Below are 23,422 nucleotides of genomic sequence, written 5' to 3' on the forward strand. Positions count from 1 at the left end.
ATGGCCCCATCGCAGCTAACACAAGATGGAGCAAGCACTATGCGCAAGACCCTGTTCACCGCTTCCGCGCTGGCCCTGGCGCTGGCCGCACCCTTCGCCCAGGCCTTCGAGGCCGGGGACATCATCGTTCGCGCAGGTGCGATTACGGTTGATCCGCATGAAGACAGCAGCGCTATTTCCACCGCTGTAACCGGCCCCCTGGGCGGGAAGGCCACGCTTGACAGCGATACTCAGCTCGGCCTGAACTTCGCTTACATGCTTACCGATAAGGTCGGTATCGAACTGCTAGCCGCGACTCCCTTTAGCCATGACGTTGGTGTAAAGGGACTCGGCGCGCTTGACGGCAAATTCGGCAGCATCAAGCATCTGCCGCCAACTTTGAGCGTCATCTACTACCCACTGGACAAGACTTCGGCGTTCCAGCCTTACGTCGGTGCCGGCGTTAACTACACGTGGTTCTTCGATGACAAGCTGAGCAGCAGCGCCGAAGCAAACCAATTTAATGGCCTGGATCTGAAAGATTCTTGGGGCTTGGCTGCCCAGGTCGGCATGGACTATATGCTGACCGAAAACGTCATGCTCAACGCTCAGGTTCGCTATATCGATATCGATACCGAAGCGACGTCTAATCATGCAGCGCTCGGCAAGGTCAAAGTCGACGTAGACGTAGACCCCTTCGTCTACATGGTCGGCCTCGGCTACAAGTTCTGACGAAACCGGCATCGCCGTATCGCAGACAAGAAGAAGGCGCCGATCGGCGCCTTCTTCGTTTTCCTGAACTTACAGCCCCAGCAACCGGACTAGCCCTTCGCGCATCCCCGTCGGCGGCTCCGGCAGGCGATAGCGCTGCAGCAGCCGGGTATTGTTCGCCCGGGAATGGCGGATATCCCCCGCGCGCGGCGCCTGGTAGTTGACCGTCGGCAGCCCGCCGAGCACGTCACCAATCGCGTCGAGCAGTTGGTTCAGCGAAGTCGCGCGGCTCAGCCCGACGTTCACCGCACCTTCCACTGCCTCGGGTGACTCCAGCGCCTGCACCAGCACCTCGACCAGATCGCCAACATAGACGAAGTCGCGCGTCTGCTCGCCATCGCCGAATACAACAATCGGCAAGCCCTTCTGCGCACGCTCGGTGAAAATGCTGATGACCCCGGAGTATGGCGAAGACGGATCCTGGCGCGGCCCGAAAATGTTGAAGAAGCGGAACACCACCGGCTCCAGGCCATGCTGGCGGCGGTAGAAGTCCAGATAGTGCTCGCTGGCCAGCTTATCCGCGGCATAGGGCGTCAGCGGCGCCTTCGGCGTGTCTTCGTCAATGGCCTCGCCCTCGCCGTTGTTGCCGTATACCGCCGCACTGGAAGCGAACAGCACTCTGCGCACACCCTCGGCGCGCATCGCCTCGCAGACATTCAGCGTGCCGATCAGGTTGCTCTGGTGCGTGCCCAATGGATCGTCTACCGACGCCTGGACCGACGCCACTGCTGCCAGATGCACCACCGCACAGCACCCCTGCAGCGCCTGGCGCACGCAGGCGGCATCTGCCACGTCGCCGACAATCAGCTCCAACCGGGAGTCATCCGGCAGATTGCTGCGTTTCCCGGTCGACAGATTATCCAGCACCCGCACCGCATAACCGCGCGCAAGCAAGGCGTCGACCAGATTGGAACCGATGAAACCGGCCCCGCCGGTAATCAGAACAGGACGTTCAGCCATGACGGTAATAGCGCTCCAGCAGCGGTGCCAAGCCAGCACGCCACGCGCGCGGCTTGATTCCGAAGGTATTGAATATCTTCTTGCAGGCCAGCACGCCGTGCTGAGGCTCGTCCTCGGCATCGGAACAGTCAGCATGTGCGGTTGGCACCAGGATTTCACCTTCGAGCGGCCGGTATCTTCCCGCCTCGGCGAGAATCGCCTGGCCGACCAGCAGTGGCGTCGAGGCTTCGTGGCCACCGTAGTGATAGACGCCCCACAGCGGCGCCTGACAGTCGAGCTGCTTGATGACCGCCAGCATCACCCGCGCAGCGTCGTCCACTGGCGTGGGATTACCACGCCGATCATCGGCGAGCTCAATCGATACGCCCTCCTCCAGCCGACGCAGAAAACGCCCGAGGATTCCATCGGCGCTCTCGTCGAGCAGCCAGCCAAAACGCAGCAACACGTGCCGTGGGCACAGCGCGCGCACGCTCTGCTCGAACTCGCTGAGCGCCCGGCTGCGTGAATCGAGCGGCGCAAGCTCGTCCTTTTCGCTGTAGGCAGTGGTTCGCGCACCATCGAATACGCGATAGCTCGAGGGCTGCAGAAGAATAAAGTCATGGTGCTGGCAGAGCTCGGCCAGTCGCTCCACCGCGCGCCCCTGGCGGACCAGCACCTGTTCGTCGACCTGACTGCTCTGGAACCAATCGAAGTAGTAGGCCAGGTTGATGACAACATCCGGACGGTTGTCGTCGAGCAACTGGGTGAGGCTGGCGGCATCCCAGCCCTGGGCGGGAGGACAGGGTGCGAAGAAGCCGATGTCTTCCTCGGCACCCAGGCGGATGAGTGCCTGACCCAGGGCATTGCCGCCGCCCAACAGCATCAGGCGCATTCGCATTCAGTGATCTCTAGAACGGGATATCGTCGTCGAAGCTGTCGTAGTCCGGTGCCGGCTGTTGCGTGGCCGGACGCGGCTGCTGCGGCTGAGCCTGGGCGCGCGGTGCCTGCTGCTGGGGCTCACGCTGCGGACGCGGCTGGCGCGGGGCATCATCGGAGCTGCCGCCACGACCGCCGAGCAGCTGCATGCTGCCGTTCATGTCCACTACAACCTCGGTGGTGTAGCGCTTGACGCCATCCTTCTCCCACTCGCGGGTCTGCAAGCGGCCCTCGATGTAGCATTGCGAGCCCTTGCGCAGGTACTCACCGGCAATCTCGGCGACCTTGCCGAACAGCACGACGCGATGCCACTCGGTACGCTCCTGCAACTGACCGGTCTGCTTGTCCTTCCAGCTGTCGGTGGTGGCCAGGGTAATGTTGGTTACCGCATTGCCGTTGGGCAGGTAGCGGGTTTCCGGATCACCGCCGACATTGCCGATCAAGATGACTTTATTCACCCCTCTGGCCATGGGTAACTCCTTTCTGGAACGTTGATTTGATGGGCGCGCTGTAAACGCTCCTGCCGCGAGGAGCAGGCCAATGACCGCGAATCTTACCTTACCGCCCCTAGGGGGCCAACCGGCGCGAGCAGCTCCAGCCGCTGCACCGGCAAAAAGCACGGCTGCCGCACAGGCTGTCGGCTGGCTATGCGAGCAACCGGTCGAGCGCCGCCCGATCCAGAGCCTGCGTATCCACCTTGACGTACGCAGCGGCCTCATCGGCGACGATCAGGGCATCGGTCACACCCGGCACGCCGAGCAGACGGGCGGACAGTTCACTATCTGCCAGCGCGCGAGCCGACAGCGGCAGGCGCAGGCTGGTGACATAAGGTGGCTCGCGCATGCCGAAGGCCACCCACAACCACAGCGCACAGAGCACGGCACAGCCGATGAACACCATCGCCAGGCCGCCGTGCTGATACAGCCAGCCACCGACGATCCCACCGACGCCGGCACCAAGGAACTGGCTGGTCGAGTAGACCCCCATCGCGGTGCCCTTGCCACCCGCGGGCGCGACCTTGCTGATCAACGATGGCAGCGACGCCTCCAGCAGGTTGAACGCAGTGAAGAACGCCACCATGCCGATCACCAGCAGCCACAGCCCGCTACCGAACAACCAGAAATACAACTCGCAGGCCAGCAATGCGCTCACCGCGCCGAGCAATACGCGCCGCATCTGCCGCTTCTTCTCGCCATAGATGATGAACGGAATCATGCCGACGAACCCGACCAGCAACGCGGTGAGGTAGACCCACCAGTGCTCGTCCTTGGGCAGCGCGCCCTGCTCCACCAGCGCCAATGGCAAGGCGACGAAGCTGGCCATGAGGATCGCGTGCAGGACCAGAATGCCGAAGTCCAGGCGCAGCAGTTCGGCATGACGCAGCGTCAGGCCGAGCGCCTGGCGAGCCACACCGGATTCGCGGTGCCGCAGATGCCCCTGCGCACGCGGCAGGGTGGCGATGATCAGCGCACCGAGCAATGCCATGCCGGCGGTGACCCAGAACAACCCGGAAAGCCCGAAGGCCCGCGTCAGCAGCGGGCCGACCACCATCGCCACGGCGAACGACAGGCCAATGCTCATGCCGATCATCGCCATGGCTTTGGTGCGATGCTGCTCGCGGGTCAGGTCCGAGAGCAGCGCCATCACCGCGGCGGAGATCGCCCCGGCACCCTGCAATATGCGTCCGGCAATCACGCCGCCGATGGAGTCGGCGGTCGCCGCCAGCGCCGCGCCGGCCGCAAACAGCACCAGCCCAACATAGATTACCGGCAATCGGCCGAAGCGATCGGACAGCATGCCGAAGGGAATTTGCAGCACCGCCTGGGTCAAACCATAGGCACCGATGGCCAGCCCGATCAGCGCCGGCGTGGCGCCCTCCAGGTCCATGCCGTAGGTTGCGAGCACCGGCAGCACCATGAACATGCCGAGCATCCGAAACGCGAAAACCAGGGACAGTCCGGTTGCAGCACGGGTTTCGCTGGCGCTCATGCGCTCGCTGTAGGGATCCTGCATGAAGGGTCTCGCTTGAATGAACCGGGCGGCGATTCTAGCAGCCATCTTCTTGCCGGGCACGGGCGCGCGCTGTTGCCGCAATCCGGCCGGCCTTATACTTCCGTGTTTCCGCCCGCCACGCGAGGCTGCTTTGGACAAGATTCTGATTCGTGGGGCCCGCACCCACAACCTGAAGAACATCGACCTCACATTGCCGCGCGACAAGCTGATCGTGATCACCGGCTTGTCCGGCTCCGGCAAATCCTCATTGGCCTTCGATACGCTCTATGCCGAAGGCCAGCGCCGCTACGTCGAGTCGCTCTCGGCCTATGCCCGGCAGTTCCTGTCGATGATGGAGAAGCCCGACGTCGACACTATCGAAGGCCTGTCGCCGGCGATCTCCATCGAGCAGAAGTCCACGTCGCACAACCCGCGCTCGACTGTCGGCACCATCACCGAAATCTACGACTACCTGCGCCTGCTGTACGCACGGGTCGGTACGCCGCGGTGTCCCGATCATGACACCCCGCTGGAGGCGCAGACCGTCAGCCAGATGGTCGATCAGGTGCTGGCACAGCCCGAAGGGCGCAAGCTGATGCTGCTGGCTCCGGTGATCCGCGAGCGCAAGGGCGAGCACCTGGCAGTGTTCGACGAACTGCGCGCCCAGGGCTTCGTGCGCGCTCGGGTCAACGGGCGGCTGTACGAACTGGATGAGTTGCCGAAGCTGGACAAGCAAAAAAAGCACACCATCGAGGTGGTAGTCGACCGCTTCAAGGTACGCGCCGATCTGCAACAGCGCCTCGCCGAATCCTTCGAGACGGCCCTGAAGCTGGCCGACGGCATCGCGCTGATCGCCTCGATGGAAGAAGACGGCGCCGAGGACCTGATCTTTTCCGCGCGCTTCGCCTGCCCGATCTGCGGTCACTCGATCAGCGAACTCGAGCCCAAGCTGTTCTCCTTCAACAATCCGGCCGGCGCCTGCCCGACCTGCGACGGCCTGGGTGTTAAACAGTTCTTCGATGCCAAGCGGCTGGTCAACGGCGAGCTAACCCTGGCCGAAGGCGCCATCCGCGGCTGGGACCGCCGCAACGTTTACTACTTCCAGATGCTCAGTTCGCTGGCCGCCCATTACGGTTTCAGCCTCGACGAGCCCTTCGCCGCCCTGCCGGCCGACCAGCAGAAGGTGATTCTGTACGGCAGCGGCAGGCAGAACGTCGAATTCCGCTACCTCAATGATCGCGGCGACATCGTCACGCGCTCGCACCCGTTCGAAGGCATCGTCCCCAACCTTGAGCGGCGCTACCGCGAGACCGAATCCAACTCCGTGCGCGAGGAGCTGGCCAAGTACCTGAGCACCCAGCACTGCCCCGAGTGCCTGGGCACCCGCCTGCGTCGCGAGGCCCGCCATGTGTGGGTCGGCGACAAGACCCTGCCGGCAGTCACCGCGCTGCCGATCGGCGACGCCGCCGACTACTTCGGCGTCCTTTCGCTGCCCGGCCGGCGCGGCGAGATCGCCGACAAGATCCTCAAGGAGATTCGCGAGCGCCTGCAGTTCCTGGTCAACGTCGGCCTCGACTACCTGACCCTGGACCGCAGCGCCGACACCCTGTCCGGCGGCGAGGCCCAGCGCATCCGCCTGGCCAGCCAGATCGGCGCAGGCTTGGTCGGGGTGATGTACATCCTGGACGAGCCGTCGATCGGCCTGCACCAGCGCGACAACGAACGCCTGCTCGGCACCCTGCGCCACCTGCGCGACATCGGCAACACAGTGATCGTAGTGGAGCACGACGAGGATGCCATCCGCCTCGCCGACTATGTGGTGGACATCGGCCCCGGCGCTGGCGTGCATGGCGGGCGCATCGTCGCCGAAGGCACACCGGACGAGGTCATGGCGCATCCCGATTCGCTGACCGGCAAATACCTATCCGGCAGAGTGCAGATCGAGTACCCGCCGCAGCGCACCCCGCGCGATCCGAAGAAACTGCTCAAGCTCAAGGGCGCGCGCGGCAACAACCTGCGCAACGTCGATCTGGAGATCCCGGTGGGCCTGCTCACCTGCATCACCGGGGTATCCGGCTCAGGCAAGTCGACGCTGATCAACAACACGCTGTTTCCGATTACTGCCACCGCGCTCAACGGGGCGACGACACTGGAGGTCGCACCGCATGACTCGTTTGACGGCCTGCAGCATCTGGACAAGGTAGTCGACATCGACCAGAGCCCGATCGGCCGCACCCCGCGCTCCAACCCGGCGACCTACACCGGATTGTTCACACCGATCCGCGAGCTGTTCGCCGGCGTGCCGGAAGCGCGCTCGCGCGGTTACGGTCCGGGGCGCTTCTCCTTTAACGTCAAGGGCGGGCGCTGCGAAGCCTGCCAGGGCGACGGCGTGATCAAGGTGGAGATGCACTTTCTGCCGGACATCTACGTGCCCTGCGACGTCTGCAAGGGCAAACGCTACAACCGCGAAACCCTGGAGGTGAAGTACAAGGGCAAGAGCATCACCGAGGTGCTCGACATGACCATCGAGGAGGCGCGGGAATTCTTCGACCCGGTGCCGGCGGTCGCGCGCAAGCTGCAGACGCTGATCGATGTCGGCCTGTCGTACATCAAGCTGGGCCAGAGCGCGACCACGCTGTCCGGCGGCGAGGCACAGCGGGTCAAGCTGTCACGCGAGCTGTCCAAGCGCGATACCGGCAAGACCCTCTACATTCTCGACGAGCCAACTACCGGCCTGCATTTCGCCGACATCCAGCAACTGCTCGATGTGCTGCACCGTCTGCGCGATCATGGCAATACCGTGGTCGTCATCGAGCACAACCTGGACGTGATCAAGACTGCGGACTGGCTGGTCGACCTCGGCCCCGAAGGCGGTTCTAAGGGGGGGCAGATCATCGCCAGCGGCACACCGGAGGATGTCGCGGCGACGGCGCAGTCGCATACCGGACACTTCCTCAAACCGCTGCTGGAGCGCGATCGGGCACGCACCCGATAACGCCGCTCCGCGCATAAAAAAGCCCGCAGCACGCTGCGGGCTTTTTTTGTTCACCATCGTCTCAGGCCAGCGCCTCCGCCAGCGGCAGGTCGACCGCCTTGGCGATACCCGCACCATAAGCCGGATCGGCCAGGTAGCAATGCTTGATGTGGCGCAGCTTGATGTGCCGCTCCACGCCCTGCATCGCCCGAGCGGTGTTCTCGAACAGGCGCTGCTGCTCGTCGGCCTTCATCAGCCGGAACAGATCGCCCGGCTGCGTAAAGTAATCGGCGTCGTCCGCCCGGTAGTCGTAGCGATCGGCAGCACCGTCGAGCATAAGTGGCGGCTCGCTGAAGTCCGGTTGCTGCTGCCATTCGCCATAGGTGTTGGGCTCGTAATGCAGCCGGCCACCGTGGTTGCCATCCACTCGCATCGCGCCATCGCGATGATAGCTATGCACCGCGCAGCGCGGCGCATTGACCGGGATCTGGTGATGGTTGACGCCCAGTCGGTAACGCTGCGCATCACCGTAGGAGAACAGGCGGCCCTGCAGCATGCGATCCGGCGAGAAACCGATGCCGGGCACCACGTTGGCCGGCGTGAATGCTGCCTGCTCGACGTCCTGGAAATAGTTGTCCGGATTGCGGTTGAGCTCGTAGTAGCCCACCTCGATCAACGGATAGTCCTTCTTCGACCAGACCTTAGTCAGGTCGAACGGATGGAACCGATAAGACGCCGCCTCGGCTTCCGGCATGATCTGCACGTACATGGTCCAGCGTGGGTATTCGCCTCGCTCGATCGCTTCGAACAAATCACGCTGCGAGCTTTCGCGATCATTGGCGACGATCGCAGCAGCCTCGGCGTCGGTCAGATTCTTGATACCCTGCTGGGTCTTGAAGTGGAACTTTACCCAGTAGCGCTGATTGTCGGCGCTGATGAAACTGTAGGTGTGCGAACCGAAGCCGTGCATGTGCCGGTAGGACGCCGGAATACCGCGGTCACCCATGACGTAGGTGATCTGATGCAGCGCCTCGGGCAGACCCGTCCAGAAGTCCCAGTTATTGTTCGCACTGCGCATATTGGTCCGCGGGTCACGCTTGACCGCATGGTTGAGGTCGGGGAATTTCAGCGGATCACGGAAGAAAAACACCGGGGTGTTGTTGCCGACCATGTCCCAGTTGCCCTGCTCCGTGTAGAACTTCAGCGCGTAACCACGGATGTCCCGCTCGGCATCAGCGGCGCCCCGCTCGCCGGCCACGGTGGAGAACCGGGCGAACAGCGGCGTGCGTTTGCCGATCTCCGAGAAGAGGGCTGCCTTGGTGTAGCGGGTGATGTCATGCGTGACCACGAACTCGCCGAAGGCACCCGAGCCCTTGGCGTGCATTCGCCGCTCGGGAATCACTTCGCGATCGAAGTGAGCGAGCTTCTCCAGGAACCAGACGTCCTGCAGGAGCATTGGCCCACGGCGCCCGGCGGTAAGCGAATTCTGGTTATCCCACACCGGGGCACCGGCAACGGTCGTCAATTTGGGTTTATCGGTCATGGCTGCATCTCCTTGGCGGATTTCAAACGTCCAGAGGCGGTATGGCACCGGCTGGTTGAAATCCATCATAGGGAGCCAGCGAAACCTCGACTAATGATGAAGGTCAACGCGCTCGATAGCGCAAATCTTTCAGGCATAAAAAAACCGAGTCCAAGGACTCGGTTTTCTGAAACGCCGAAGCGTTACTCGGCGGCTTCAACCTCACCGGCAACCGGACGGTCAACCAGTTCGACGTAAGCCATCGGGGCGTTGTCGCCAGCGCGGAAACCGCACTTGAGAATACGCAGATAGCCGCCCTGACGGGTGGCGTAGCGCTTGCCCAGATCGTTGAACAGCTTGCCTACGGCAGCCTTCGAACGAGTGCGGTCGAAAGCAAGGCGACGGTTGGCGACGCTGTCTTCCTTGGCCAGGGTGATCAGCGGCTCAGCAACGCGACGCAGTTCCTTGGCTTTCGGCAGGGTGGTCTTGATCAGTTCGTGCTCGAACAGCGACACCGCCATGTTCTGGAACATGGCCTTGCGGTGGGCGCTGGTGCGGCTCAGGTGACGGCCACTTTTACGATGACGCATGATTGAAATTCCTTACCAAACGTTCAGTTCGGTTACTGGGGACGATCAGGCAGTGGCCTTATCGTCCTTCTTGAGACTTGCCGGCGGCCAGTTGTCCAGGCGCATACCGAGGGACAAACCACGCGAAGCCAGAACGTCCTTGATCTCGGTCAGGGACTTCTTGCCCAGATTCGGCGTTTTCAACAGCTCTACTTCGGTGCGCTGAATCAGGTCACCGATGTAGTAGATGTTCTCCGCCTTCAGGCAGTTGGCCGAACGTACAGTCAGTTCCAGGTCATCAACCGGACGCAACAGGATCGGATCGATCTCGTCTTCCTGCTCGACAACCACTGGCTCGCTGTCGCCCTTCAGGTCGACGAACGCAGCCAGCTGCTGCTGCAGGATGGTCGCTGCACGACGGATCGCCTCTTCGGGATCCAGCGTACCGTTGGTTTCCAGGTCAATGACCAGCTTGTCCAGGTTGGTGCGCTGCTCGACGCGCGCGTTCTCGACCACATAAGCCACGCGACGTACCGGGCTGAAGGTGGCGTCGAGCTGCAGACGACCGATGCTACGGCTTTCGTCTTCATCGCTCTGACGCGCATCAGCCGGCTCGTAACCACGGCCGCGAGCGACCTTGAGCTTCATGTTGATCGAGCCGTTGGCCGCCAGATTGGCGATCAGGTGATCGCCATTGACGATTTCGACATCGTGATCCAGCTGGATATCGGCAGCGGTCACAGCGCCCGCGCCCTTCTTCACCAGGCTCAAGGTCACTTCATCACGGCCGTGCAGCTTGATGGCGATACCTTTGAGGTTGAGCAGGATTTCGATGACATCTTCCTGCACGCCCTCGATGGCGCTGTACTCGTGGAGCACACCGTCGATCTCTGCCTCGACCACAGCGCAGCCGGGCATAGAGGACAACAGGATACGACGCAGCGCGTTGCCCAGGGTGTGGCCAAAACCACGCTCGAGCGGCTCGAGCGTAATCTTGGCACGGGTCGGACTGACCACCTGCACATCGATGTGGCGGGGGGTCAGGAACTCATTTACCGAACTCTGCATGGATACACCTATTTTCTAGCCCTTACTTGGAGTAGAGCTCGACAATCAGGTTTTCGTTGATGTCGGCGGACAGATCGCTGCGAGCCGGAACACTCTTGAAAATACCGGATTTCTTGTCGGCATCTACCTCGACCCATTCAACGCGACCGCGCTGAGCGCACAGTTCGAGGGCTTGGGCGATACGCAGCTGGTTACGGCACTTCTCGCGAACGGCAACTACATCACCGGCCTTCACTTGATAGGACGGAATGTTCACGGTCTGACCATTGACGCTGATCGACTTGTGCGAAACCAGTTGACGCGATTCGGCACGAGTAGAGCCGAAGCCCATGCGATACACGACGTTGTCCAGGCGGCACTCGAGCAGCTGCAGCAGATTCTCGCCGGTAGCGCCCTTACGGCTGGCTGCTTCCTTGTAGTAACCGCTGAACTGACGCTCCAGCACACCGTAGATACGACGAACCTTCTGCTTCTCGCGCAGCTGAGTACCGTAGTCGGAAAGACGACCACGACGCTGACCATGAACGCCAGGCGGAGTTTCGATGTTGCACTTGGATTCGAGCGCGCGCGCACCACTCTTCAGGAAGAGATCGGTGCCTTCACGACGAGACAGTTTGCACTTGGGACCAATATAACGAGCCATTCTTCACTGTCTCCTGATTACACGCGGCGCTTCTTCGGCGGACGGCACCCGTTGTGCGGGATCGGCGTCACGTCGGTGATGCTGGCGATTTTATAGCCACATGCGTTCAAAGCACGCACGGCGGACTCGCGACCCGGACCTGGGCCCTTGACGTTGACGTCGAGGTTCTTCAGACCGTACTCCAGGGCAGCCTGACCAGCACGCTCGGCAGCGATCTGGGCAGCGAACGGAGTGCTCTTGCGTGAGCCGCGGAAACCGGAACCACCCGAAGTAGCCCAAGACAAAGCGTTGCCCTGGCGGTCGGTGATGGTCACGATGGTGTTGTTAAAAGACGCGTGGATGTGGGCGATGCCATCAACCACTGTCTTTTTGACTTTCTTACGAGGACGAGCAGCAGGTTTTGCCATGACTAAATTCCTACGCGATTACTTGCGGATCGGCTTACGCGGGCCCTTACGGGTACGCGCGTTGGTCTTGGTACGCTGACCGCGAACCGGCAGACCACGACGATGACGCAGGCCGCGGTAGCAACCCAGGTCCATCAAGCGCTTGATTTTCATGTTGACTTCGCGACGCAGGTCGCCCTCAACGATGAACTTGCCGACTTCGCCGCGCAGCAGTTCGACCTGCTCGTCGGAGAGATCCTTGATCTTTGCTGCCGGATTCACGCCGGTAGCGGCACAGATTTCCTGTGCACGGGTGCGACCAACACCGTAGATGTAGGTCAGCGAGATAACAGTGTGCTTGTTATCCGGAATGTTGACGCCTGCAATACGGGCCATTCAGTGAAACTCCAATTGACAGCTACCTACGCCCCGGAAGCCAAGAAAAGGGCGCGAGATATTAACGCTGTAAAAACAAATATTCAACCCGGCAGCGCACTAGCTGCCGGGTTATCACGCTTCTACACAATCAGCCTTGGCGCTGCTTGTGACGCGGCTCCGCGCTGCAGATCACGCGCACGACACCGTCGCGACGGATAATCTTGCAGTTGCGGCACAGCCTTTTCACCGATGCACGAACTTTCATCACCAACTCCTCGAACCTTACGAACCACTTCAGCGAAGCATGCCGCTTCCGTAGCTCTTCAGGTTGGCTTTCTTCATCAGGGAATCGTACTGGTGCGACATGAGGTGGGACTGCACCTGGGACATGAAGTCCATGACAACCACCACCACGATCAGCAACGAAGTCCCACCAAGGTAGAACGGAACATTTGCCGCAACCACAAGAAACTGCGGAAGCAAGCAGACCGCCGTCATGTACAGAGCGCCGAACATGGTCAGACGAGTCAGCACACCATCGATATAGCGCGCCGACTGCTCACCAGGCCGAATCCCCGGGATAAACGCACCGGACTTCTTCAGATTCTCGGCAACGTCCTTGGGATTGAACATCAAGGCCGTGTAGAAGAAGCAGAAAAAGATGATACCGGCACTGAACAGCAGGATATTCAGAGGTTGACCGGGAGCGATAGCCTGGGACAAATCCGCCAGCCAGCTCATGCTCTCGGACTGGCCGAACCACTGCCCCAGCGAAGCGGGGAACAGCAGAATGCTGCTGGCAAAGATAGCCGGGATGACCCCCGCCATGTTTACCTTCAACGGCAGGTGACTAGTCTGCGCAGCAAACACCTTGCGGCCCTGCTGACGCTTGGCGTAATGAACGGCAATACGCCGCTGACCACGCTCGATGAACACCACGAAACCGATGATTGCAACAGCCAGCAAGCCGACAGCCAGCAACGCGATGATATTGATGTCACCCTGACGCGCCGACTCAAAGGATTGACCGAGAGCACCAGGTAGCCCGGCGACGATACCGGCGAAGATCAGCATGGAGATCCCATTACCAATACCCCGCTCGGTGATCTGCTCGCCAAGCCACATCATGAACATCGCACCTGCCACGAAGGTGGTAACGGCCACGAAGTAAAAGCCGAAGTCGCTGCTGAACGCAACGCCCTGGCCAGCCAACCCCACCGACATGCCGACAGCCTGCACGACAGCCAACACCAGCGTACCGTAACGCGTGTACTGGCTGATCTTGCGGCGCCCGGCCTCGCCCTCTTTCTTCAACTGCTCCAGCTGCGGACTGACCGCGGTCATGAGCTGCATGATGATCGACGCCGAAATGTACGGCATGATCCCCAGCGCAAAGATGCTCATACGCTCCAGCGCGCCGCCGGAAAACATGTTGAACAGACTAAGGATGGTCCCCTCGTTCTGACGAAACAGCTCGGCCAGCCGGTCGGGATTGATCCCAGGCACCGGGATGTGTGCGCCAATCCGGTAGACGACGATCGCCATGAACAGAAAGCGCAGACGAGCCCAGAGTTCGGACAGCCCACCATTACTCAGCGCGGAGAGAGCACCTTGCTTAGCCATTTATTCCTCGAACTTGCCGCCAGCTGCTTCGATAGCCGCACGCGCACCCTTGGTGGCTGCGATGCCCTTGAGAGTGACCGCGCGACCAACCTCACCGGACAGCATGACTTTCACCCGCTGTACGTTCTGGTTGATGATGTTGGCATCCTTAAGGCTCTGTACGGAGACGACATCCCCTTCCACCTTGGCCAGCTCGGACGTACGCACTTCAGCGCGGTCCATGGCCTTCAGGGAAACGAAGCCGAACTTCGGCAGGCGACGATGCAGCGGCTGCTGGCCACCCTCGAAGCCCGGAGCAATCGTACCGCCGGAGCGGGAAGTCTGACCCTTGTGGCCACGACCACCGGTCTTGCCGAGACCGCTGCCGATACCACGGCCCGGGCGAAGCTTCTCGCGACGGGCACCCGGCGCGGAACGCAGATCGTTCAGTTGCATGAATCAACCCTCCACACGGAGAAGGTAATAGGCCTTGTTGATCATGCCGCGATTCTCAGGAGTATCCTGAACTTCGACGGTGTGACCGATACGACGAAGGCCGAGACCCTTGACGCAAGCCTTGTGATTAGCCAGACGGCCATTCACGCTTTTTACCAGCGTGACTTTGACAGTAGCGTTAGCCATGGTTAGAGAATCTCCTCGACGCTCTTGCCCCGCTTGGCAGCAACCGATTCCGGCGACTGCATGGCCTTCAGCCCCTTGAAGGTGGCATGCACCACGTTCACTGGGTTGGTCGAGCCGTAGCACTTAGCCAGAACGTTTTGCACGCCAGCGACTTCCAGGATGGCGCGCATGGCACCACCGGCGATCACACCGGTACCTTCGGACGCAGGCTGCATGTAAACCTTGGAAGCGCCGTGGGCGGCCTTAGTCGGGTACTGCAGCGTGGTGCCGTTCAGATCCACCTGGATCATGTTGCGGCGAGCCGCTTCCATGGCCTTCTGGATGGCTGCCGGCACTTCACGGGACTTGCCACGACCGAAGCCTACACGACCCTTGCCGTCACCCACCACAGTCAGCGCGGTGAAGGTAAAGATGCGGCCGCCCTTTACGGTTTTTGCGACGCGGTTAACTTGAACCAGCTTCTCGATGTAGCCTTCGTCGCGCTTTTGCTCGTTATTTGCCATAACTTAGAACTCCAGCCCGCCTTCACGAGCAGCATCAGCCAGTGCCTTCACACGACCGTGGTACTTGAAGCCAGAACGGTCGAACGCCACCTGAGTGACGCCTGCGGCTTTCGCGCGCTCAGCGACCAGCTGACCGACTTTCTTGGCAGCGTCGACGTTGCCGGTGGCCCCATCGCGCAGTTCTTTGTCCAGAGTCGAGGCGCTGGCCAAGACCTTGCCGCCGTCGGCCGAAAGGACCTGGGCGTAGATGTGCTGGGAAGAGCGGTACACACAAAGGCGTACGACCTCCAGCTCGCGCATCTTCAGGCGTGCCTTGCGAGCGCGACGCAGACGAGTTTCTTTCTTTACGCTCATTTGCTATGCCCTACTTCTTCTTAGCTTCTTTGCGACGGACCACTTCATCCGAATAACGCACGCCCTTGCCTTTGTAAGGCTCAGGACGACGGAAATCACGGATTTCAGCGGCCACCTGACCGACCAGCTGCTTGTCAACGCCCTTGATCAGGATGTCGGTCTGGCTGGGGGTTTCAGCGGTGACGCCTTGCGGCAGCTCATACTCCACCGGGTGCGAGAAGCCGAGAGCCAGGGACAGCACTTGGCCTTTGGCTTGCGCCTTGTAACCAACGCCGACCAGCTGGAGCTTGCGCTCGAAGCCTTGGCTGACGCCGATAACCATGTTGTTGACCAGCGCACGAGTGGTACCGGCCATGGCGCGATTCTGCTGATCGCCATTGCGTGCAGCAAAACGCAACTCACCAGCCTCCTGGATTACTTCCACGGACGGGTGCACATTCAGATCGAGAGCGCCCTTAGCGCCCTTCACCGAAAGCTGCTGACCGGCCATCTTTACCTCGACGCCAGCGGGCAGCTTGACGGGGTTCTTAGCAACGCGAGACATGCTTATCCCCCCCTTAGAACACAGTGCAAAGCACTTCGCCGCCAACACCGGCAGCGCGAGCAGCACGATCAGTCATCACACCCTTGTTGGTGGAGACGATCGACACACCCAGACCGCCGCGCACTTTCGGCAACTGATCGACGGACTTGTACTGGCGCAGGCCAGGACGACTTACGCGCTTGAGTTCCTCGATGACCGGACGGCCTTCGAAGTACTTCAGCTCGATGGACAGCTGCGGCTTGGCGTCGCTGCTGACCTGGTATCCCGCGATATAGCCTTCGCCCTGAAGAACATTGGCTACAGCCACCTTCAGCGTGGAAGACGGCATGCTTACGACGGACTTTTCGGCCATCTGGGCATTACGGATACGAGTTAGCATGTCCGCTAACGGGTCCTGCATACTCATGGGCTCTTAGCTCCTAATACAAAAAAATAAGCCTTCAACGGCTCGTGTCGCCAACGGTCGAAGCCCTACAAAAAATGCGAGGCTCAGGCGAGCCGGGCATTCTAGAGAGTTGCCAGAAACGAATCAAGCCCCAATCGGGGCTTGATCAGAAAACAAACAGGACCCGAAGGTCCTGAGTGCTTCTTTACCAGCTGGCCTTGACCAGACCCGGCACATCACCCCGCATTGCAGCCTGACGCAGCATGTTGCGCGCCAAACCAAACTTACGGTAGACGCCATGCGGACGACCGGTCAGACGGCAACGGTTGCGCAGGCGCGAGGCGCTAGCATCACGCGGCTGCTTCTGCAGGGCGACCTGGGCTTCCCAACGCTGCTCCGGAGTGGAGTTCGGGCTGACGATGATAGCCTTCAGCGCCGCACGCTTCTGCGCATACTTAGCAACCGTCTGCTGACGCTTCAGCTCGCGGTTCTTCATGCTTTGTTTAGCCATGTCCTACTCCAATCAGTTGCGGAACGGGAAGTTGAAGGCACGCAGCAGTGCGCGACCTTCATCGTCCGTCCGGGCAGTGGTGGTCAGGGTGATGTCCAGGCCACGCAGAGCATCGATCTTGTCGTAATCGATTTCCGGGAAGATGATCTGTTCCTTCACGCCCATGCTGTAGTTGCCGCGGCCGTCGAAGGACTTGGCATTCAGGCCGCGGAAGTCACGCACGCGCGGCAGGGAGATGGAAAGCAGACGATCCAGGAATTCGTACATGCGCTCGCGACGCAGAGTCACCTTGACGCCGATCGGCCAGCCCTCACGGACCTTGAAACCAGCAATGGACTTGCGAGCGTGAGTCACGACGACCTTCTGGCCGGTGATCTTCTCCAGATCGGCAACCGCGTTGTCGATGATCTTCTTGTCACCGATCGCTTCGCCAATACCCATGTTGAGGGTGATTTTGGTAATGCGCGGAACTTCCATCACGTTCGCCAGCTGAAGTTCTTCCTTCAGCTTCGGCGCGATTTCTTTCCGGTAAATCTCTTTCAGTCGTGCCATGGTGTTTTACCTATGATTCTCAAGCGCCAACCGGCTTTTGGGTGGACTTGAAGACACGAATTTTTTTGCCGTCTTCGATCTTGAAGCCAACGCGGTCTGCCTTGTTGGTTTCACCATTGAAGATGGCGACGTTGGAGACGTGCAGAGGCGCCTCTTTCTCGACGATACCGCCCTGAACGCCGGACATCGGGTTTGGCTTGGTATGACGCTTGACCAGGTTGACCCCACCAACGAGCACACGGCCGTCAGCGAGAACCTTGAGCACCTTACCGCGCTTGCCCTTGTCTTTGCCGGCAATGACGACGATCTCGTCGTCGCGACGAATCTTTTGCATGCGGCTACTCCTTACAGCACTTCTGGGGCAAGCGAGACGATCTTCATGAACTTCTCGGAACGGAGTTCACGGGTCACTGGCCCAAAGATGCGCGTGCCGATCGGCTCCTGCTTGTTGTTCAGCAGAACAGCAGCATTGCCATCGAAACGGATAATGGAACCGTCGGGACGACGAACGCCGTGACGGGTGCGGACTACAACAGCAGTCATCACCTGGCCTTTCTTGACCTTGCCACGCGGAATCGCTTCCTTGACGGTGACCTTGATAATGTCGCCGATGCCGGCGTAACGGCGGTGAGAACCGCCGAGCACCTTGATACACATGACGCGACGCGCGCCACTGTTATCCGCCACATCGAGCATCGATTGAGTCTGAATCATATAATTTCTCCGACCCTTAGCCCTTAGACTTCGACGGCGCGTTCAACGACGTCAACCAATGTCCAGGTCTTGGTCTTGGCCAGCGGACGAGTCTCGCGGATGGTGACCTTGTCGCCGATACGACACTGGTTAGTTTCGTCGTGAGCGTGCAGCTTGGTCGAACGCTTAACGTATTTGCCGTAGATCGGGTGCTTGACGCGACGCTCGATCAGAACGGTGATGGTTTTGTCCATCTTGTCGCTGACGACGCGGCCAGTCAGCGTGCGGACAGTCTTTTCAACTTCAGCCATGATCACTTACCTGCCTGCTGGTTGAGCACAGTCTTGACGCGAGCGATATCGCGCTTGACTTGCGAGAGCAGGTGAGACTGCCCCAACTGGCCAGTTGCCTTCTGCATGCGCAGATTGAACTGGTCGCGCAGCAGCTCGAGCAGTTGCTCGTTCAGCTGCTGAGCGGATTTTTCACGAAGTTCATTCGCTTTCATCACATCACCGTCCGCTTAACAAAGGAGGTGGCGAGAGGCAGCTTTGCAGCAGCCAGGGCGAAAGCCTCACGCGCCAGCTCTTCGGAAACACCCTCGATCTCGTAAAGCACCTTGCCCGGCTGAATCTGGGCTACCCAGTACTCGACGCTACCCTTACCTTTACCCATACGAACTTCGAGGGGCTTCTTGGTAACTGGCTTGTCGGGGAACACGCGGATCCAGATCTTGCCGCCACGCTTCACGTGACGAGTCAGCGCGCGACGCGCCGCTTCGATCTGGCGCGCGGTCAGACGACCACGGGAAACAGACTTCAGCGCGAACTCGCCGAAGCTGACCTTGCTACCGCGCTGAGCCAGACCACGGTTGTGGCCGGTCATCTGCTTGCGGAATTTTGTACGCTTGGGTTGCAACATTTGGCGTACCCCTTACTTAGCAGCTTTTTTACGAGGCGCGGGCGCTTGCGGCTTGAGCTCTTCATGGCGGCCACCGATGACCTCGCCCTTGAAGATCCATACCTTGACGCCGATCACACCGTAGGTGGTGTGCGCTTCGTAAGTGTTGTAATCGATATCGGCACGCAGGGTGTGCAGCGGCACACGACCTTCGCGATACCACTCGGTACGGGCGATTTCAGCCCCACCCAGACGACCACTGACCTGGATCTTGATGCCCTTGGCACCAATGCGCATGGCGTTCTGTACGGCGCGCTTCATGGCGCGACGGAACATCACGCGACGCTCCAGCTGCTGAGCTACGCTCTGTGCAACCAGCATTGCGTCGAGCTCCGGCTTGCGGATCTCTTCGATATTGATATGCACCGGCACACCCATTTGCTTGGTCAGGTCCTGACGCAGCTTCTCAACATCCTCACCCTTCTTGCCGATCACGATGCCGGGACGAGCGGTGTGGATGGTGATGCGTGCGGTTTGTGCCGGACGATGAATATCGATACGGCTCACGGACGCGCTTTTTAGTTTGTCTTGGAGGTACTCGCGCACGTTCAGATCTGCAAGCAGATAGTCTGCATACGTACGGCCGTCTGCGTACCAGACGGAGGTGTGCTCCTTGACGATTCCCAGGCGAATGCCAGTGGGATGTACTTTCTGACCCATCTGATCGACTCCGTTACTTGTCCGCAACCTTGACAGTGATATGGCAAGACCGCTTGACGATGCGATCAGCGCGGCCTTTGGCACGCGGCATGATGCGCTTAAGCGAACGCCCTTCGTTGACGAAGACTGTAGAGACCTTCAGGTCGTCCACGTCAGCGCCTTCGTTGTGCTCGGCGTTGGCAACGGCCGACTCCAGCACTTTCTTCATGATCTCGGCGGCTTTCTTGCTGCTGAAAGCCAGCAGGTTGAGCGCTTCGCCCACCTTCTTCCCGCGGATCTGGTCGGCGACCAGGCGAGCTTTCTGGGCGGAGATGCGAGCGCCCGACAACTTAGCGGCTACTTCCATTTCCAAACCCCTTAACGTTTGCCTTTCTTGTCGGCCACGTGACCACGATAGGTACGGGTGCCGGCAAATTCGCCCAGTTTGTGGCCGACCATGTCTTCGTTCACGAGGACCGGAACATGCTGGCGACCGTTATGCACAGCGATGGTCAAACCGACCATTTGCGGCAGGATCATCGAGCGACGCGACCAGGTTTTCACCGGCTTGCGATCGTTCTTCTCCACCGCCGCTTCGACCTTCTTCAGTAGGTGAAGATCGATAAAAGGACCTTTTTTCAGAGAACGCGGCACTGTCGTATCCCTCTAGTTACTTGCGACGACGGACGATCATGTTATCGGTGCGCTTGTTAGAGCGGGTCTTCGCGCCCTTGGTCGGGAAGCCCCACGGCGACACCGGATGACGACCACCGGAGGTACGACCTTCACCACCACCATGCGGATGATCGACCGGGTTCATGGCCACGCCGCGCACGGTCGGACGAATGCCCTTCCAGCGCTTGGCTCCAGCCTTGCCCAGCGAACGCAGGCTGTGCTCGGAGTTCGAGACCTCACCCAGAGTGGCACGGCACTCGGCCAGCACCTTGCGCATCTCGCCGGAGCGCAGACGCAGGGTCACATAGGCACCTTCACGCGCCACCAGCTGAGCCGAAGCACCAGCCGAACGCGCAATCTGGGCACCCTTGCCCGGCTTCAGCTCAACACCGTGAACGGTGGAACCCAGCGGAATGTTGCGCAGCGGCAGGCTGTTGCCAGCCTTGATCGGCGCGTTCACACCCGAGAGCAGTTGATCGCCAGCACTTACACCCTTCGGCGCAATGATGTAGCGACGCTCGCCGTCGGCATACTTCAGCAGCGCGATATGCGCGGTACGGTTCGGATCGTATTCGACGCGCTCGACGATGGCAGGAATGCCATCCTTGTTGCGACGAAAATCGACCAGACGGTAATGCTGCTTGTGACCACCGCCAATGTGGCGAGTGGTGATGCGACCGTTGTTGTTACGACCACCGGACTTCGACTTCTTCTCGAGCAGCGGAGCATAAGGAGCGCCTTTGTGCAGCTCCTGACCCACCACCTTGACCACAAAGCGGCGGCCCGCGGAAGTCGGTTTGCATTTAACGATTGCCATGATGCACCCCTTCCTTACTCAGCACTGCCGGAGAAATCGAGATCCTGGCCCGGCTGAAGTGCGATGTACGCCTTCTTCCAGTCGTTGCGCTTGCCCAGACCGCGAGCGGTACGCTTGGTCTTGCCCTGTACATTCAGGGTGTTGACAGTCGCAACCTTCACGTTGAACAGGCTTTCGACGGCCTTCTTGATTTCCAGCTTGGTTGCATCGGTAGCAACCTTGAAAACGAATTGGCTCTTGCTGTCAGCCAGCACGGTTGCCTTCTCGGAGACGTGCGGACCAAGCAGGACTTTGAATACGCGTTCCTGGTTCATCCCAGCAGCTCCTCGAATTTCTTCACGGCCGACACGGTGATCAGCACCTTGTCATAGGCGATCAGGCTGACCGGATCCGAACCCTGAACATCGCGCACGTCAACGTGCGGCAGGTTGCGCGCAGCCAGGTACAGGTTCTGATCGACAGCTTCGGAAACGATCAGCACATCATTCAGACCCATGCCATTGAGCTTGCTGGCAAGCACTTTGGTCTTCGGCGCGTCGACGGCGAAATCCTCGACAACGACCAGACGGTCGGAACGAACGAGCTCAGCAAGAATGGAGCGCAGAGCTGCGCGGTACATCTTCTTGTTCAGCTTCTGATCGTGGTTTTGCGGACGAGCAGCGAAGGTCACGCCACCGCCACGCCAGATCGGACCACGAGTGGTACCGGCGCGCGCGCGACCGGTGCCCTTCTGGCGCCACGGACGCTTGCCACCACCGGACACGTCGGAGCGGGTCTTTTGCTGCTTGCTACCCTGACGACCGCCAGCCATGTAGGCGACGACCGCCTGGTGCACCAGCGTCTCGTTGAACTCACCACCAAAGGTGCGATCGGAGACTTCGATGGCCTGTGCGCCATTTACATTCAATTGCATGTGAACTCCCCCTTAACCGCGAGCCTTGGCAGCCGGACGCACAACCACGTCACCGCCGGTGGCGCCGGGCACTGCACCCTTGACCAACAGCAGATTACGCTCGGCGTCGACACGCACGATTTCCAGGGACTGCACGGTTACGCGCTCGGCGCCCATGTGCCCGGACATCTTCTTGCCCTTGAATACACGACCTGGAGTCTGGCACTGACCAATAGAGCCCGGGACGCGGTGGGATACGGAGTTACCGTGGGTATTGTCCTGACCACGGAAGTTCCAGCGCTTGATGGTACCGGCAAAGCCTTTACCCTTGGACTGACCGGTGACATCCACCAGTTGACCTGCCTGGAAAATTTCCGCCTTGATCTCGTCACCCGCCTGGTATTCGCCGTCTTCGAGACGAAATTCCAGGACAGTGCGCCCAGCCGCCACGCTCGCCTTCGCGAAGTGACCGGCCTGAGCCTTGGTGACGCGGGACGCGCGACGCTCACCGACAGTGACCTGCACTGCACGATAGCCATCGCTCTCTTCATTCTTGAACTGAGTGACGCGATTCGGCTCGATCTCGATGACCGTAACCGGAATAGAGACACCATCCTCGGTGAAAACGCGGGTCATGCCGCATTTACGACCGACTACACCAATAGTCATTTTGAAACCTCTTGAGTGTACGGGGCTTTCACCCGCTATGGCCGCCCATTTCAGAGCGTTACACGACTAAAACTCTCAGGTTTTAGCCGAGGCTGATCTGCACTTCCACACCAGCCGCAAGATCGAGCTTCATCAGCGCATCGACGGTCTTGTCGGTCGGCTGAACAATGTCCAGCACGCGCTTGTGGGTTCGAATTTCATACTGATCGCGCGCGTCTTTGTTGACGTGCGGAGAAACCAGCACAGTGAACCGCTCTTTGCGGGTTGGCAGCGGAATCGGACCACGCACCTGAGCACCAGTACGTTTCGCGGTTTCCACGATTTCCTGGGTTGATTGATCGATCAGGCGATGGTCAAAAGCCTTCAACCGAATACGGATTTGTTGGTTTTGCATTTTGACCTCAGACTCCAAGTAGCCACCCTACCAGGCGCAATACCCCCGGTAAAAGGAGGCGCAATTGTACGGATGCGCCCATAGGGTGTCAATAAATGATCAATAATAGAAAAAGGCCCCCGAAGGGGCCTTTTTCATCATCGTCACATATTACTCGACGATCTTGGCAACCACGCCAGCACCAACGGTACGACCACCTTCGCGAATCGCGAAGCGCAGGCCGTCTTCCATGGCGATCGGCTTGATCAGGGTGACAACCATCTTCACGTTGTCGCCCGGCATTACCATCTCAACGCCTTCCGGCAGCTCGCACGAACCGGTCACGTCGGTGGTACGGAAGTAGAACTGCGGACGGTAGCCCTTGAAGAACGGAGTATGACGACCACCTTCTTCCTTGGACAGCACGTACACTTCGGCTTCGAACTTGGTGTGCGGC

35 protein-coding genes and 1 pseudogene are annotated in these 23,422 nt (G+C 60.2%); 2 read left to right on the plus strand and 34 right to left on the minus strand.

What is annotated here, in order from left to right:
• Positions 1 to 39: 39 nt before the first annotated feature.
• Positions 40 to 711: an OmpW/AlkL family protein gene (locus U8L64_RS01265; protein ID WP_138300989.1), complete on the plus strand. Its 672-nt coding sequence runs from the start codon at positions 40 to 42 to the stop codon at positions 709 to 711.
• A 69-nt stretch (positions 712 to 780) separates the two neighbouring features.
• Here U8L64_RS01265 and U8L64_RS01270 read toward each other — a convergent pair whose 3' ends face one another.
• From U8L64_RS01270 to U8L64_RS01285, 4 genes are all read right to left on the minus strand, one after another.
• Complete coding sequence (locus U8L64_RS01270) at positions 781 to 1,710, minus strand: NAD-dependent epimerase/dehydratase family protein (protein ID WP_077682535.1); 930 nt, start codon at positions 1,708 to 1,710, stop codon at positions 781 to 783.
• Complete coding sequence (locus U8L64_RS01275) at positions 1,703 to 2,587, minus strand: sugar nucleotide-binding protein (RefSeq protein WP_043298093.1); 885 nt, start codon at positions 2,585 to 2,587, stop codon at positions 1,703 to 1,705. The genes U8L64_RS01270 and U8L64_RS01275 overlap by 8 nt, the downstream gene beginning before the upstream one ends.
• A gap of 10 nt (positions 2,588 to 2,597) precedes the next feature.
• On the minus strand, positions 2,598 to 3,095 hold the full coding sequence (locus tag U8L64_RS01280) for a single-stranded DNA-binding protein (protein ID WP_043298094.1): 498 nt from the start codon (positions 3,093 to 3,095) through the stop codon (positions 2,598 to 2,600).
• A 175-nt stretch (positions 3,096 to 3,270) separates the two neighbouring features.
• Positions 3,271 to 4,638 carry an MFS transporter gene (locus tag U8L64_RS01285; RefSeq protein WP_043298095.1) on the minus strand — a complete coding sequence of 456 codons (1,368 nt, stop codon included), beginning with the start codon at positions 4,636 to 4,638 and terminating at the stop codon, positions 3,271 to 3,273.
• A 130-nt stretch (positions 4,639 to 4,768) separates the two neighbouring features.
• Here U8L64_RS01285 and uvrA point away from each other — a divergent pair, with 130 nt between their 5' ends.
• A complete protein-coding gene (uvrA, locus tag U8L64_RS01290) occupies positions 4,769 to 7,612 on the plus strand; it encodes an excinuclease ABC subunit UvrA (RefSeq protein WP_054093415.1) in 2,844 nt (947 codons plus the stop codon).
• Between the two features lie 61 nt (positions 7,613 to 7,673).
• On the opposite strand, the gene U8L64_RS01295 is transcribed toward uvrA, so the two are convergent.
• The 30 genes and pseudogenes from U8L64_RS01295 to tuf form a co-directional block, all read right to left on the minus strand.
• Complete coding sequence (locus U8L64_RS01295) at positions 7,674 to 9,134, minus strand: catalase (RefSeq protein WP_234303247.1); 1,461 nt, start codon at positions 9,132 to 9,134, stop codon at positions 7,674 to 7,676.
• Positions 9,135 to 9,316: 182 nt separating this feature from the next.
• Positions 9,317 to 9,703 carry a 50S ribosomal protein L17 gene (rplQ, locus tag U8L64_RS01300; RefSeq protein ID WP_003289185.1) on the minus strand — a complete coding sequence of 129 codons (387 nt, stop codon included), beginning with the start codon at positions 9,701 to 9,703 and terminating at the stop codon, positions 9,317 to 9,319.
• A 45-nt stretch (positions 9,704 to 9,748) separates the two neighbouring features.
• Positions 9,749 to 10,750 (minus strand): DNA-directed RNA polymerase subunit alpha, encoded by a 1,002-nt coding sequence (locus U8L64_RS01305; protein WP_003289187.1) that lies wholly within the window; start codon positions 10,748 to 10,750, stop codon positions 9,749 to 9,751.
• Positions 10,751 to 10,772: 22 nt separating this feature from the next.
• A complete protein-coding gene (gene rpsD, locus U8L64_RS01310) occupies positions 10,773 to 11,393 on the minus strand; it encodes a 30S ribosomal protein S4 (protein WP_003289188.1) in 621 nt (206 codons plus the stop codon).
• 17 nt (positions 11,394 to 11,410) lie between these two features.
• A complete protein-coding gene (gene rpsK, locus U8L64_RS01315; protein WP_003281811.1) occupies positions 11,411 to 11,800 on the minus strand; it encodes a 30S ribosomal protein S11 in 390 nt (129 codons plus the stop codon).
• A gap of 18 nt (positions 11,801 to 11,818) precedes the next feature.
• Positions 11,819 to 12,175, minus strand: coding sequence for a 30S ribosomal protein S13 (gene rpsM, locus U8L64_RS01320; RefSeq protein WP_003289190.1), 357 nt, complete (start codon positions 12,173 to 12,175; stop codon positions 11,819 to 11,821).
• Between the two features lie 130 nt (positions 12,176 to 12,305).
• The gene (gene rpmJ / locus U8L64_RS01325; RefSeq protein ID WP_008570596.1) at positions 12,306 to 12,422 is read right to left on the minus strand and encodes a 50S ribosomal protein L36; all 117 of its coding nucleotides are present in this window, start codon (positions 12,420 to 12,422) and stop codon (positions 12,306 to 12,308) included.
• Between the two features lie 29 nt (positions 12,423 to 12,451).
• Positions 12,452 to 13,780: a preprotein translocase subunit SecY gene (gene secY, locus U8L64_RS01330; RefSeq protein ID WP_077682532.1), complete on the minus strand. Its 1,329-nt coding sequence runs from the start codon at positions 13,778 to 13,780 to the stop codon at positions 12,452 to 12,454.
• Entirely contained in the window at positions 13,781 to 14,215 is a 435-nt protein-coding gene (gene rplO / locus U8L64_RS01335) for a 50S ribosomal protein L15 (protein WP_008570598.1), read from the minus strand. It abuts the gene before it with no gap.
• A gap of 3 nt (positions 14,216 to 14,218) precedes the next feature.
• On the minus strand, positions 14,219 to 14,401 hold the full coding sequence (gene rpmD / locus U8L64_RS01340; protein ID WP_003289195.1) for a 50S ribosomal protein L30: 183 nt from the start codon (positions 14,399 to 14,401) through the stop codon (positions 14,219 to 14,221).
• A 2-nt stretch (positions 14,402 to 14,403) separates the two neighbouring features.
• On the minus strand, positions 14,404 to 14,904 hold the full coding sequence (gene rpsE, locus U8L64_RS01345) for a 30S ribosomal protein S5 (protein WP_003289196.1): 501 nt from the start codon (positions 14,902 to 14,904) through the stop codon (positions 14,404 to 14,406).
• 3 nt (positions 14,905 to 14,907) lie between these two features.
• Positions 14,908 to 15,258, minus strand: a complete 351-nt coding sequence (rplR, locus tag U8L64_RS01350; RefSeq protein ID WP_003289198.1) for a 50S ribosomal protein L18 — start codon at positions 15,256 to 15,258, stop codon at positions 14,908 to 14,910.
• Between the two features lie 10 nt (positions 15,259 to 15,268).
• Positions 15,269 to 15,802 (minus strand): 50S ribosomal protein L6, encoded by a 534-nt coding sequence (rplF, locus tag U8L64_RS01355; RefSeq protein ID WP_003289201.1) that lies wholly within the window; start codon positions 15,800 to 15,802, stop codon positions 15,269 to 15,271.
• Positions 15,803 to 15,815: 13 nt separating this feature from the next.
• Positions 15,816 to 16,208 (minus strand): 30S ribosomal protein S8, encoded by a 393-nt coding sequence (rpsH, locus tag U8L64_RS01360; protein ID WP_003289202.1) that lies wholly within the window; start codon positions 16,206 to 16,208, stop codon positions 15,816 to 15,818.
• A 184-nt stretch (positions 16,209 to 16,392) separates the two neighbouring features.
• Complete coding sequence (gene rpsN, locus U8L64_RS01365) at positions 16,393 to 16,698, minus strand: 30S ribosomal protein S14 (RefSeq protein ID WP_043298100.1); 306 nt, start codon at positions 16,696 to 16,698, stop codon at positions 16,393 to 16,395.
• A gap of 12 nt (positions 16,699 to 16,710) precedes the next feature.
• A complete protein-coding gene (gene rplE, locus U8L64_RS01370) occupies positions 16,711 to 17,250 on the minus strand; it encodes a 50S ribosomal protein L5 (RefSeq protein ID WP_003289205.1) in 540 nt (179 codons plus the stop codon).
• 19 nt (positions 17,251 to 17,269) lie between these two features.
• Positions 17,270 to 17,584 carry a 50S ribosomal protein L24 gene (rplX, locus tag U8L64_RS01375; RefSeq protein ID WP_003289206.1) on the minus strand — a complete coding sequence of 105 codons (315 nt, stop codon included), beginning with the start codon at positions 17,582 to 17,584 and terminating at the stop codon, positions 17,270 to 17,272.
• A gap of 11 nt (positions 17,585 to 17,595) precedes the next feature.
• On the minus strand, positions 17,596 to 17,964 hold the full coding sequence (gene rplN, locus U8L64_RS01380) for a 50S ribosomal protein L14 (protein WP_003289207.1): 369 nt from the start codon (positions 17,962 to 17,964) through the stop codon (positions 17,596 to 17,598).
• A 23-nt stretch (positions 17,965 to 17,987) separates the two neighbouring features.
• Complete coding sequence (gene rpsQ / locus U8L64_RS01385; RefSeq protein ID WP_008570602.1) at positions 17,988 to 18,254, minus strand: 30S ribosomal protein S17; 267 nt, start codon at positions 18,252 to 18,254, stop codon at positions 17,988 to 17,990.
• Positions 18,255 to 18,256: 2 nt separating this feature from the next.
• Positions 18,257 to 18,448 (minus strand): 50S ribosomal protein L29, encoded by a 192-nt coding sequence (gene rpmC, locus U8L64_RS01390; RefSeq protein ID WP_003289209.1) that lies wholly within the window; start codon positions 18,446 to 18,448, stop codon positions 18,257 to 18,259.
• Positions 18,448 to 18,861 carry a 50S ribosomal protein L16 gene (gene rplP, locus U8L64_RS01395; protein WP_003281836.1) on the minus strand — a complete coding sequence of 138 codons (414 nt, stop codon included), beginning with the start codon at positions 18,859 to 18,861 and terminating at the stop codon, positions 18,448 to 18,450. Before rplP ends, rpmC begins: the two co-directional genes overlap by 1 nt.
• Before the next feature lie 12 nt (positions 18,862 to 18,873).
• Positions 18,874 to 19,560, minus strand: coding sequence for a 30S ribosomal protein S3 (rpsC, locus tag U8L64_RS01400; protein ID WP_003289210.1), 687 nt, complete (start codon positions 19,558 to 19,560; stop codon positions 18,874 to 18,876).
• Between the two features lie 13 nt (positions 19,561 to 19,573).
• Complete coding sequence (gene rplV, locus U8L64_RS01405; RefSeq protein ID WP_003103908.1) at positions 19,574 to 19,906, minus strand: 50S ribosomal protein L22; 333 nt, start codon at positions 19,904 to 19,906, stop codon at positions 19,574 to 19,576.
• 11 nt (positions 19,907 to 19,917) lie between these two features.
• Entirely contained in the window at positions 19,918 to 20,193 is a 276-nt protein-coding gene (rpsS, locus tag U8L64_RS01410) for a 30S ribosomal protein S19 (RefSeq protein ID WP_003243896.1), read from the minus strand.
• A 16-nt stretch (positions 20,194 to 20,209) separates the two neighbouring features.
• Positions 20,210 to 21,031 (minus strand): 50S ribosomal protein L2, encoded by an 822-nt coding sequence (gene rplB, locus U8L64_RS01415; RefSeq protein WP_003289211.1) that lies wholly within the window; start codon positions 21,029 to 21,031, stop codon positions 20,210 to 20,212.
• Between the two features lie 14 nt (positions 21,032 to 21,045).
• Positions 21,046 to 21,345: a 50S ribosomal protein L23 gene (gene rplW / locus U8L64_RS01420; protein ID WP_003289212.1), complete on the minus strand. Its 300-nt coding sequence runs from the start codon at positions 21,343 to 21,345 to the stop codon at positions 21,046 to 21,048.
• Positions 21,342 to 21,944: a 50S ribosomal protein L4 gene (rplD, locus tag U8L64_RS01425; protein ID WP_003289213.1), complete on the minus strand. Its 603-nt coding sequence runs from the start codon at positions 21,942 to 21,944 to the stop codon at positions 21,342 to 21,344. Before rplD ends, rplW begins: the two co-directional genes overlap by 4 nt.
• A 12-nt stretch (positions 21,945 to 21,956) precedes the next feature.
• On the minus strand, positions 21,957 to 22,592 hold the full coding sequence (rplC, locus tag U8L64_RS01430; RefSeq protein WP_008570604.1) for a 50S ribosomal protein L3: 636 nt from the start codon (positions 22,590 to 22,592) through the stop codon (positions 21,957 to 21,959).
• A gap of 82 nt (positions 22,593 to 22,674) precedes the next feature.
• A complete protein-coding gene (rpsJ, locus tag U8L64_RS01435; RefSeq protein ID WP_003186070.1) occupies positions 22,675 to 22,986 on the minus strand; it encodes a 30S ribosomal protein S10 in 312 nt (103 codons plus the stop codon).
• Positions 22,987 to 23,136: 150 nt separating this feature from the next.
• Positions 23,137 to 23,422: pseudogene (tuf, locus tag U8L64_RS01440) on the minus strand (elongation factor Tu); the annotation flags it as partial.

Source organism: Pseudomonas sp. FIP_A4 (assembly GCF_036701605.1).
Lineage (GTDB): Bacteria > Pseudomonadota > Gammaproteobacteria > Pseudomonadales > Pseudomonadaceae > Stutzerimonas > Stutzerimonas phenolilytica.

Bases quoted from the DNA above. Each gene is read 5' to 3' on its own strand.
- U8L64_RS01265 (WP_138300989.1), top strand. From the start codon at position 40: ATGCGCAAGACCCTGTTCACCGCTTCCGCGCTGGCCCTGGCGCTGGCC.
- U8L64_RS01270 (WP_077682535.1), bottom strand. From the start codon at position 1,710: ATGGCTGAACGTCCTGTTCTGATTACCGGCGGGGCCGGTTTCATCGGT.
- U8L64_RS01275 (WP_043298093.1), bottom strand. From the start codon at position 2,587: ATGCGAATGCGCCTGATGCTGTTGGGCGGCGGCAATGCCCTGGGTCAG.
- U8L64_RS01280 (WP_043298094.1), bottom strand. From the start codon at position 3,095: ATGGCCAGAGGGGTGAATAAAGTCATCTTGATCGGCAATGTCGGCGGT.
- U8L64_RS01285 (WP_043298095.1), bottom strand. From the start codon at position 4,638: ATGCAGGATCCCTACAGCGAGCGCATGAGCGCCAGCGAAACCCGTGCT.
- U8L64_RS01295 (WP_234303247.1), bottom strand. From the start codon at position 9,134: ATGACCGATAAACCCAAATTGACGACCGTTGCCGGTGCCCCGGTGTGG.
- rplQ (WP_003289185.1), bottom strand. From the start codon at position 9,703: ATGCGTCATCGTAAAAGTGGCCGTCACCTGAGCCGCACCAGCGCCCAC.
- U8L64_RS01305 (WP_003289187.1), bottom strand. From the start codon at position 10,750: ATGCAGAGTTCGGTAAATGAGTTCCTGACCCCCCGCCACATCGATGTG.
- rpsD (WP_003289188.1), bottom strand. From the start codon at position 11,393: ATGGCTCGTTATATTGGTCCCAAGTGCAAACTGTCTCGTCGTGAAGGC.
- rpsK (WP_003281811.1), bottom strand. From the start codon at position 11,800: ATGGCAAAACCTGCTGCTCGTCCTCGTAAGAAAGTCAAAAAGACAGTG.
- rpsM (WP_003289190.1), bottom strand. From the start codon at position 12,175: ATGGCCCGTATTGCAGGCGTCAACATTCCGGATAACAAGCACACTGTT.
- rpmJ (WP_008570596.1), bottom strand. From the start codon at position 12,422: ATGAAAGTTCGTGCATCGGTGAAAAGGCTGTGCCGCAACTGCAAGATT.
- secY (WP_077682532.1), bottom strand. From the start codon at position 13,780: ATGGCTAAGCAAGGTGCTCTCTCCGCGCTGAGTAATGGTGGGCTGTCC.
- rplO (WP_008570598.1), bottom strand. From the start codon at position 14,215: ATGCAACTGAACGATCTGCGTTCCGCGCCGGGTGCCCGTCGCGAGAAG.
- rpmD (WP_003289195.1), bottom strand. From the start codon at position 14,401: ATGGCTAACGCTACTGTCAAAGTCACGCTGGTAAAAAGCGTGAATGGC.
- rpsE (WP_003289196.1), bottom strand. From the start codon at position 14,904: ATGGCAAATAACGAGCAAAAGCGCGACGAAGGCTACATCGAGAAGCTG.
- rplR (WP_003289198.1), bottom strand. From the start codon at position 15,258: ATGAGCGTAAAGAAAGAAACTCGTCTGCGTCGCGCTCGCAAGGCACGC.
- rplF (WP_003289201.1), bottom strand. From the start codon at position 15,802: ATGTCTCGCGTTGCTAAGAACCCCGTCAAGCTGCCCGCTGGCGTCGAG.
- rpsH (WP_003289202.1), bottom strand. From the start codon at position 16,208: ATGAGTATGCAGGACCCGTTAGCGGACATGCTAACTCGTATCCGTAAT.
- rpsN (WP_043298100.1), bottom strand. From the start codon at position 16,698: ATGGCTAAACAAAGCATGAAGAACCGCGAGCTGAAGCGTCAGCAGACG.
- rplE (WP_003289205.1), bottom strand. From the start codon at position 17,250: ATGGCACGACTGAAAGAGATTTACCGGAAAGAAATCGCGCCGAAGCTG.
- rplX (WP_003289206.1), bottom strand. From the start codon at position 17,584: ATGCAAAAGATTCGTCGCGACGACGAGATCGTCGTCATTGCCGGCAAA.
- rplN (WP_003289207.1), bottom strand. From the start codon at position 17,964: ATGATTCAGACTCAATCGATGCTCGATGTGGCGGATAACAGTGGCGCG.
- rpsQ (WP_008570602.1), bottom strand. From the start codon at position 18,254: ATGGCTGAAGTTGAAAAGACTGTCCGCACGCTGACTGGCCGCGTCGTC.
- rpmC (WP_003289209.1), bottom strand. From the start codon at position 18,448: ATGAAAGCGAATGAACTTCGTGAAAAATCCGCTCAGCAGCTGAACGAG.
- rplP (WP_003281836.1), bottom strand. From the start codon at position 18,861: ATGTTGCAACCCAAGCGTACAAAATTCCGCAAGCAGATGACCGGCCAC.
- rpsC (WP_003289210.1), bottom strand. From the start codon at position 19,560: ATGGGTCAGAAAGTACATCCCACTGGCATTCGCCTGGGAATCGTCAAG.
- rplV (WP_003103908.1), bottom strand. From the start codon at position 19,906: ATGGAAGTAGCCGCTAAGTTGTCGGGCGCTCGCATCTCCGCCCAGAAA.
- rplB (WP_003289211.1), bottom strand. From the start codon at position 21,031: ATGGCAATCGTTAAATGCAAACCGACTTCCGCGGGCCGCCGCTTTGTG.
- rplW (WP_003289212.1), bottom strand. From the start codon at position 21,345: ATGAACCAGGAACGCGTATTCAAAGTCCTGCTTGGTCCGCACGTCTCC.
- rplD (WP_003289213.1), bottom strand. From the start codon at position 21,944: ATGCAATTGAATGTAAATGGCGCACAGGCCATCGAAGTCTCCGATCGC.
- rplC (WP_008570604.1), bottom strand. From the start codon at position 22,592: ATGACTATTGGTGTAGTCGGTCGTAAATGCGGCATGACCCGCGTTTTC.
- rpsJ (WP_003186070.1), bottom strand. From the start codon at position 22,986: ATGCAAAACCAACAAATCCGTATTCGGTTGAAGGCTTTTGACCATCGC.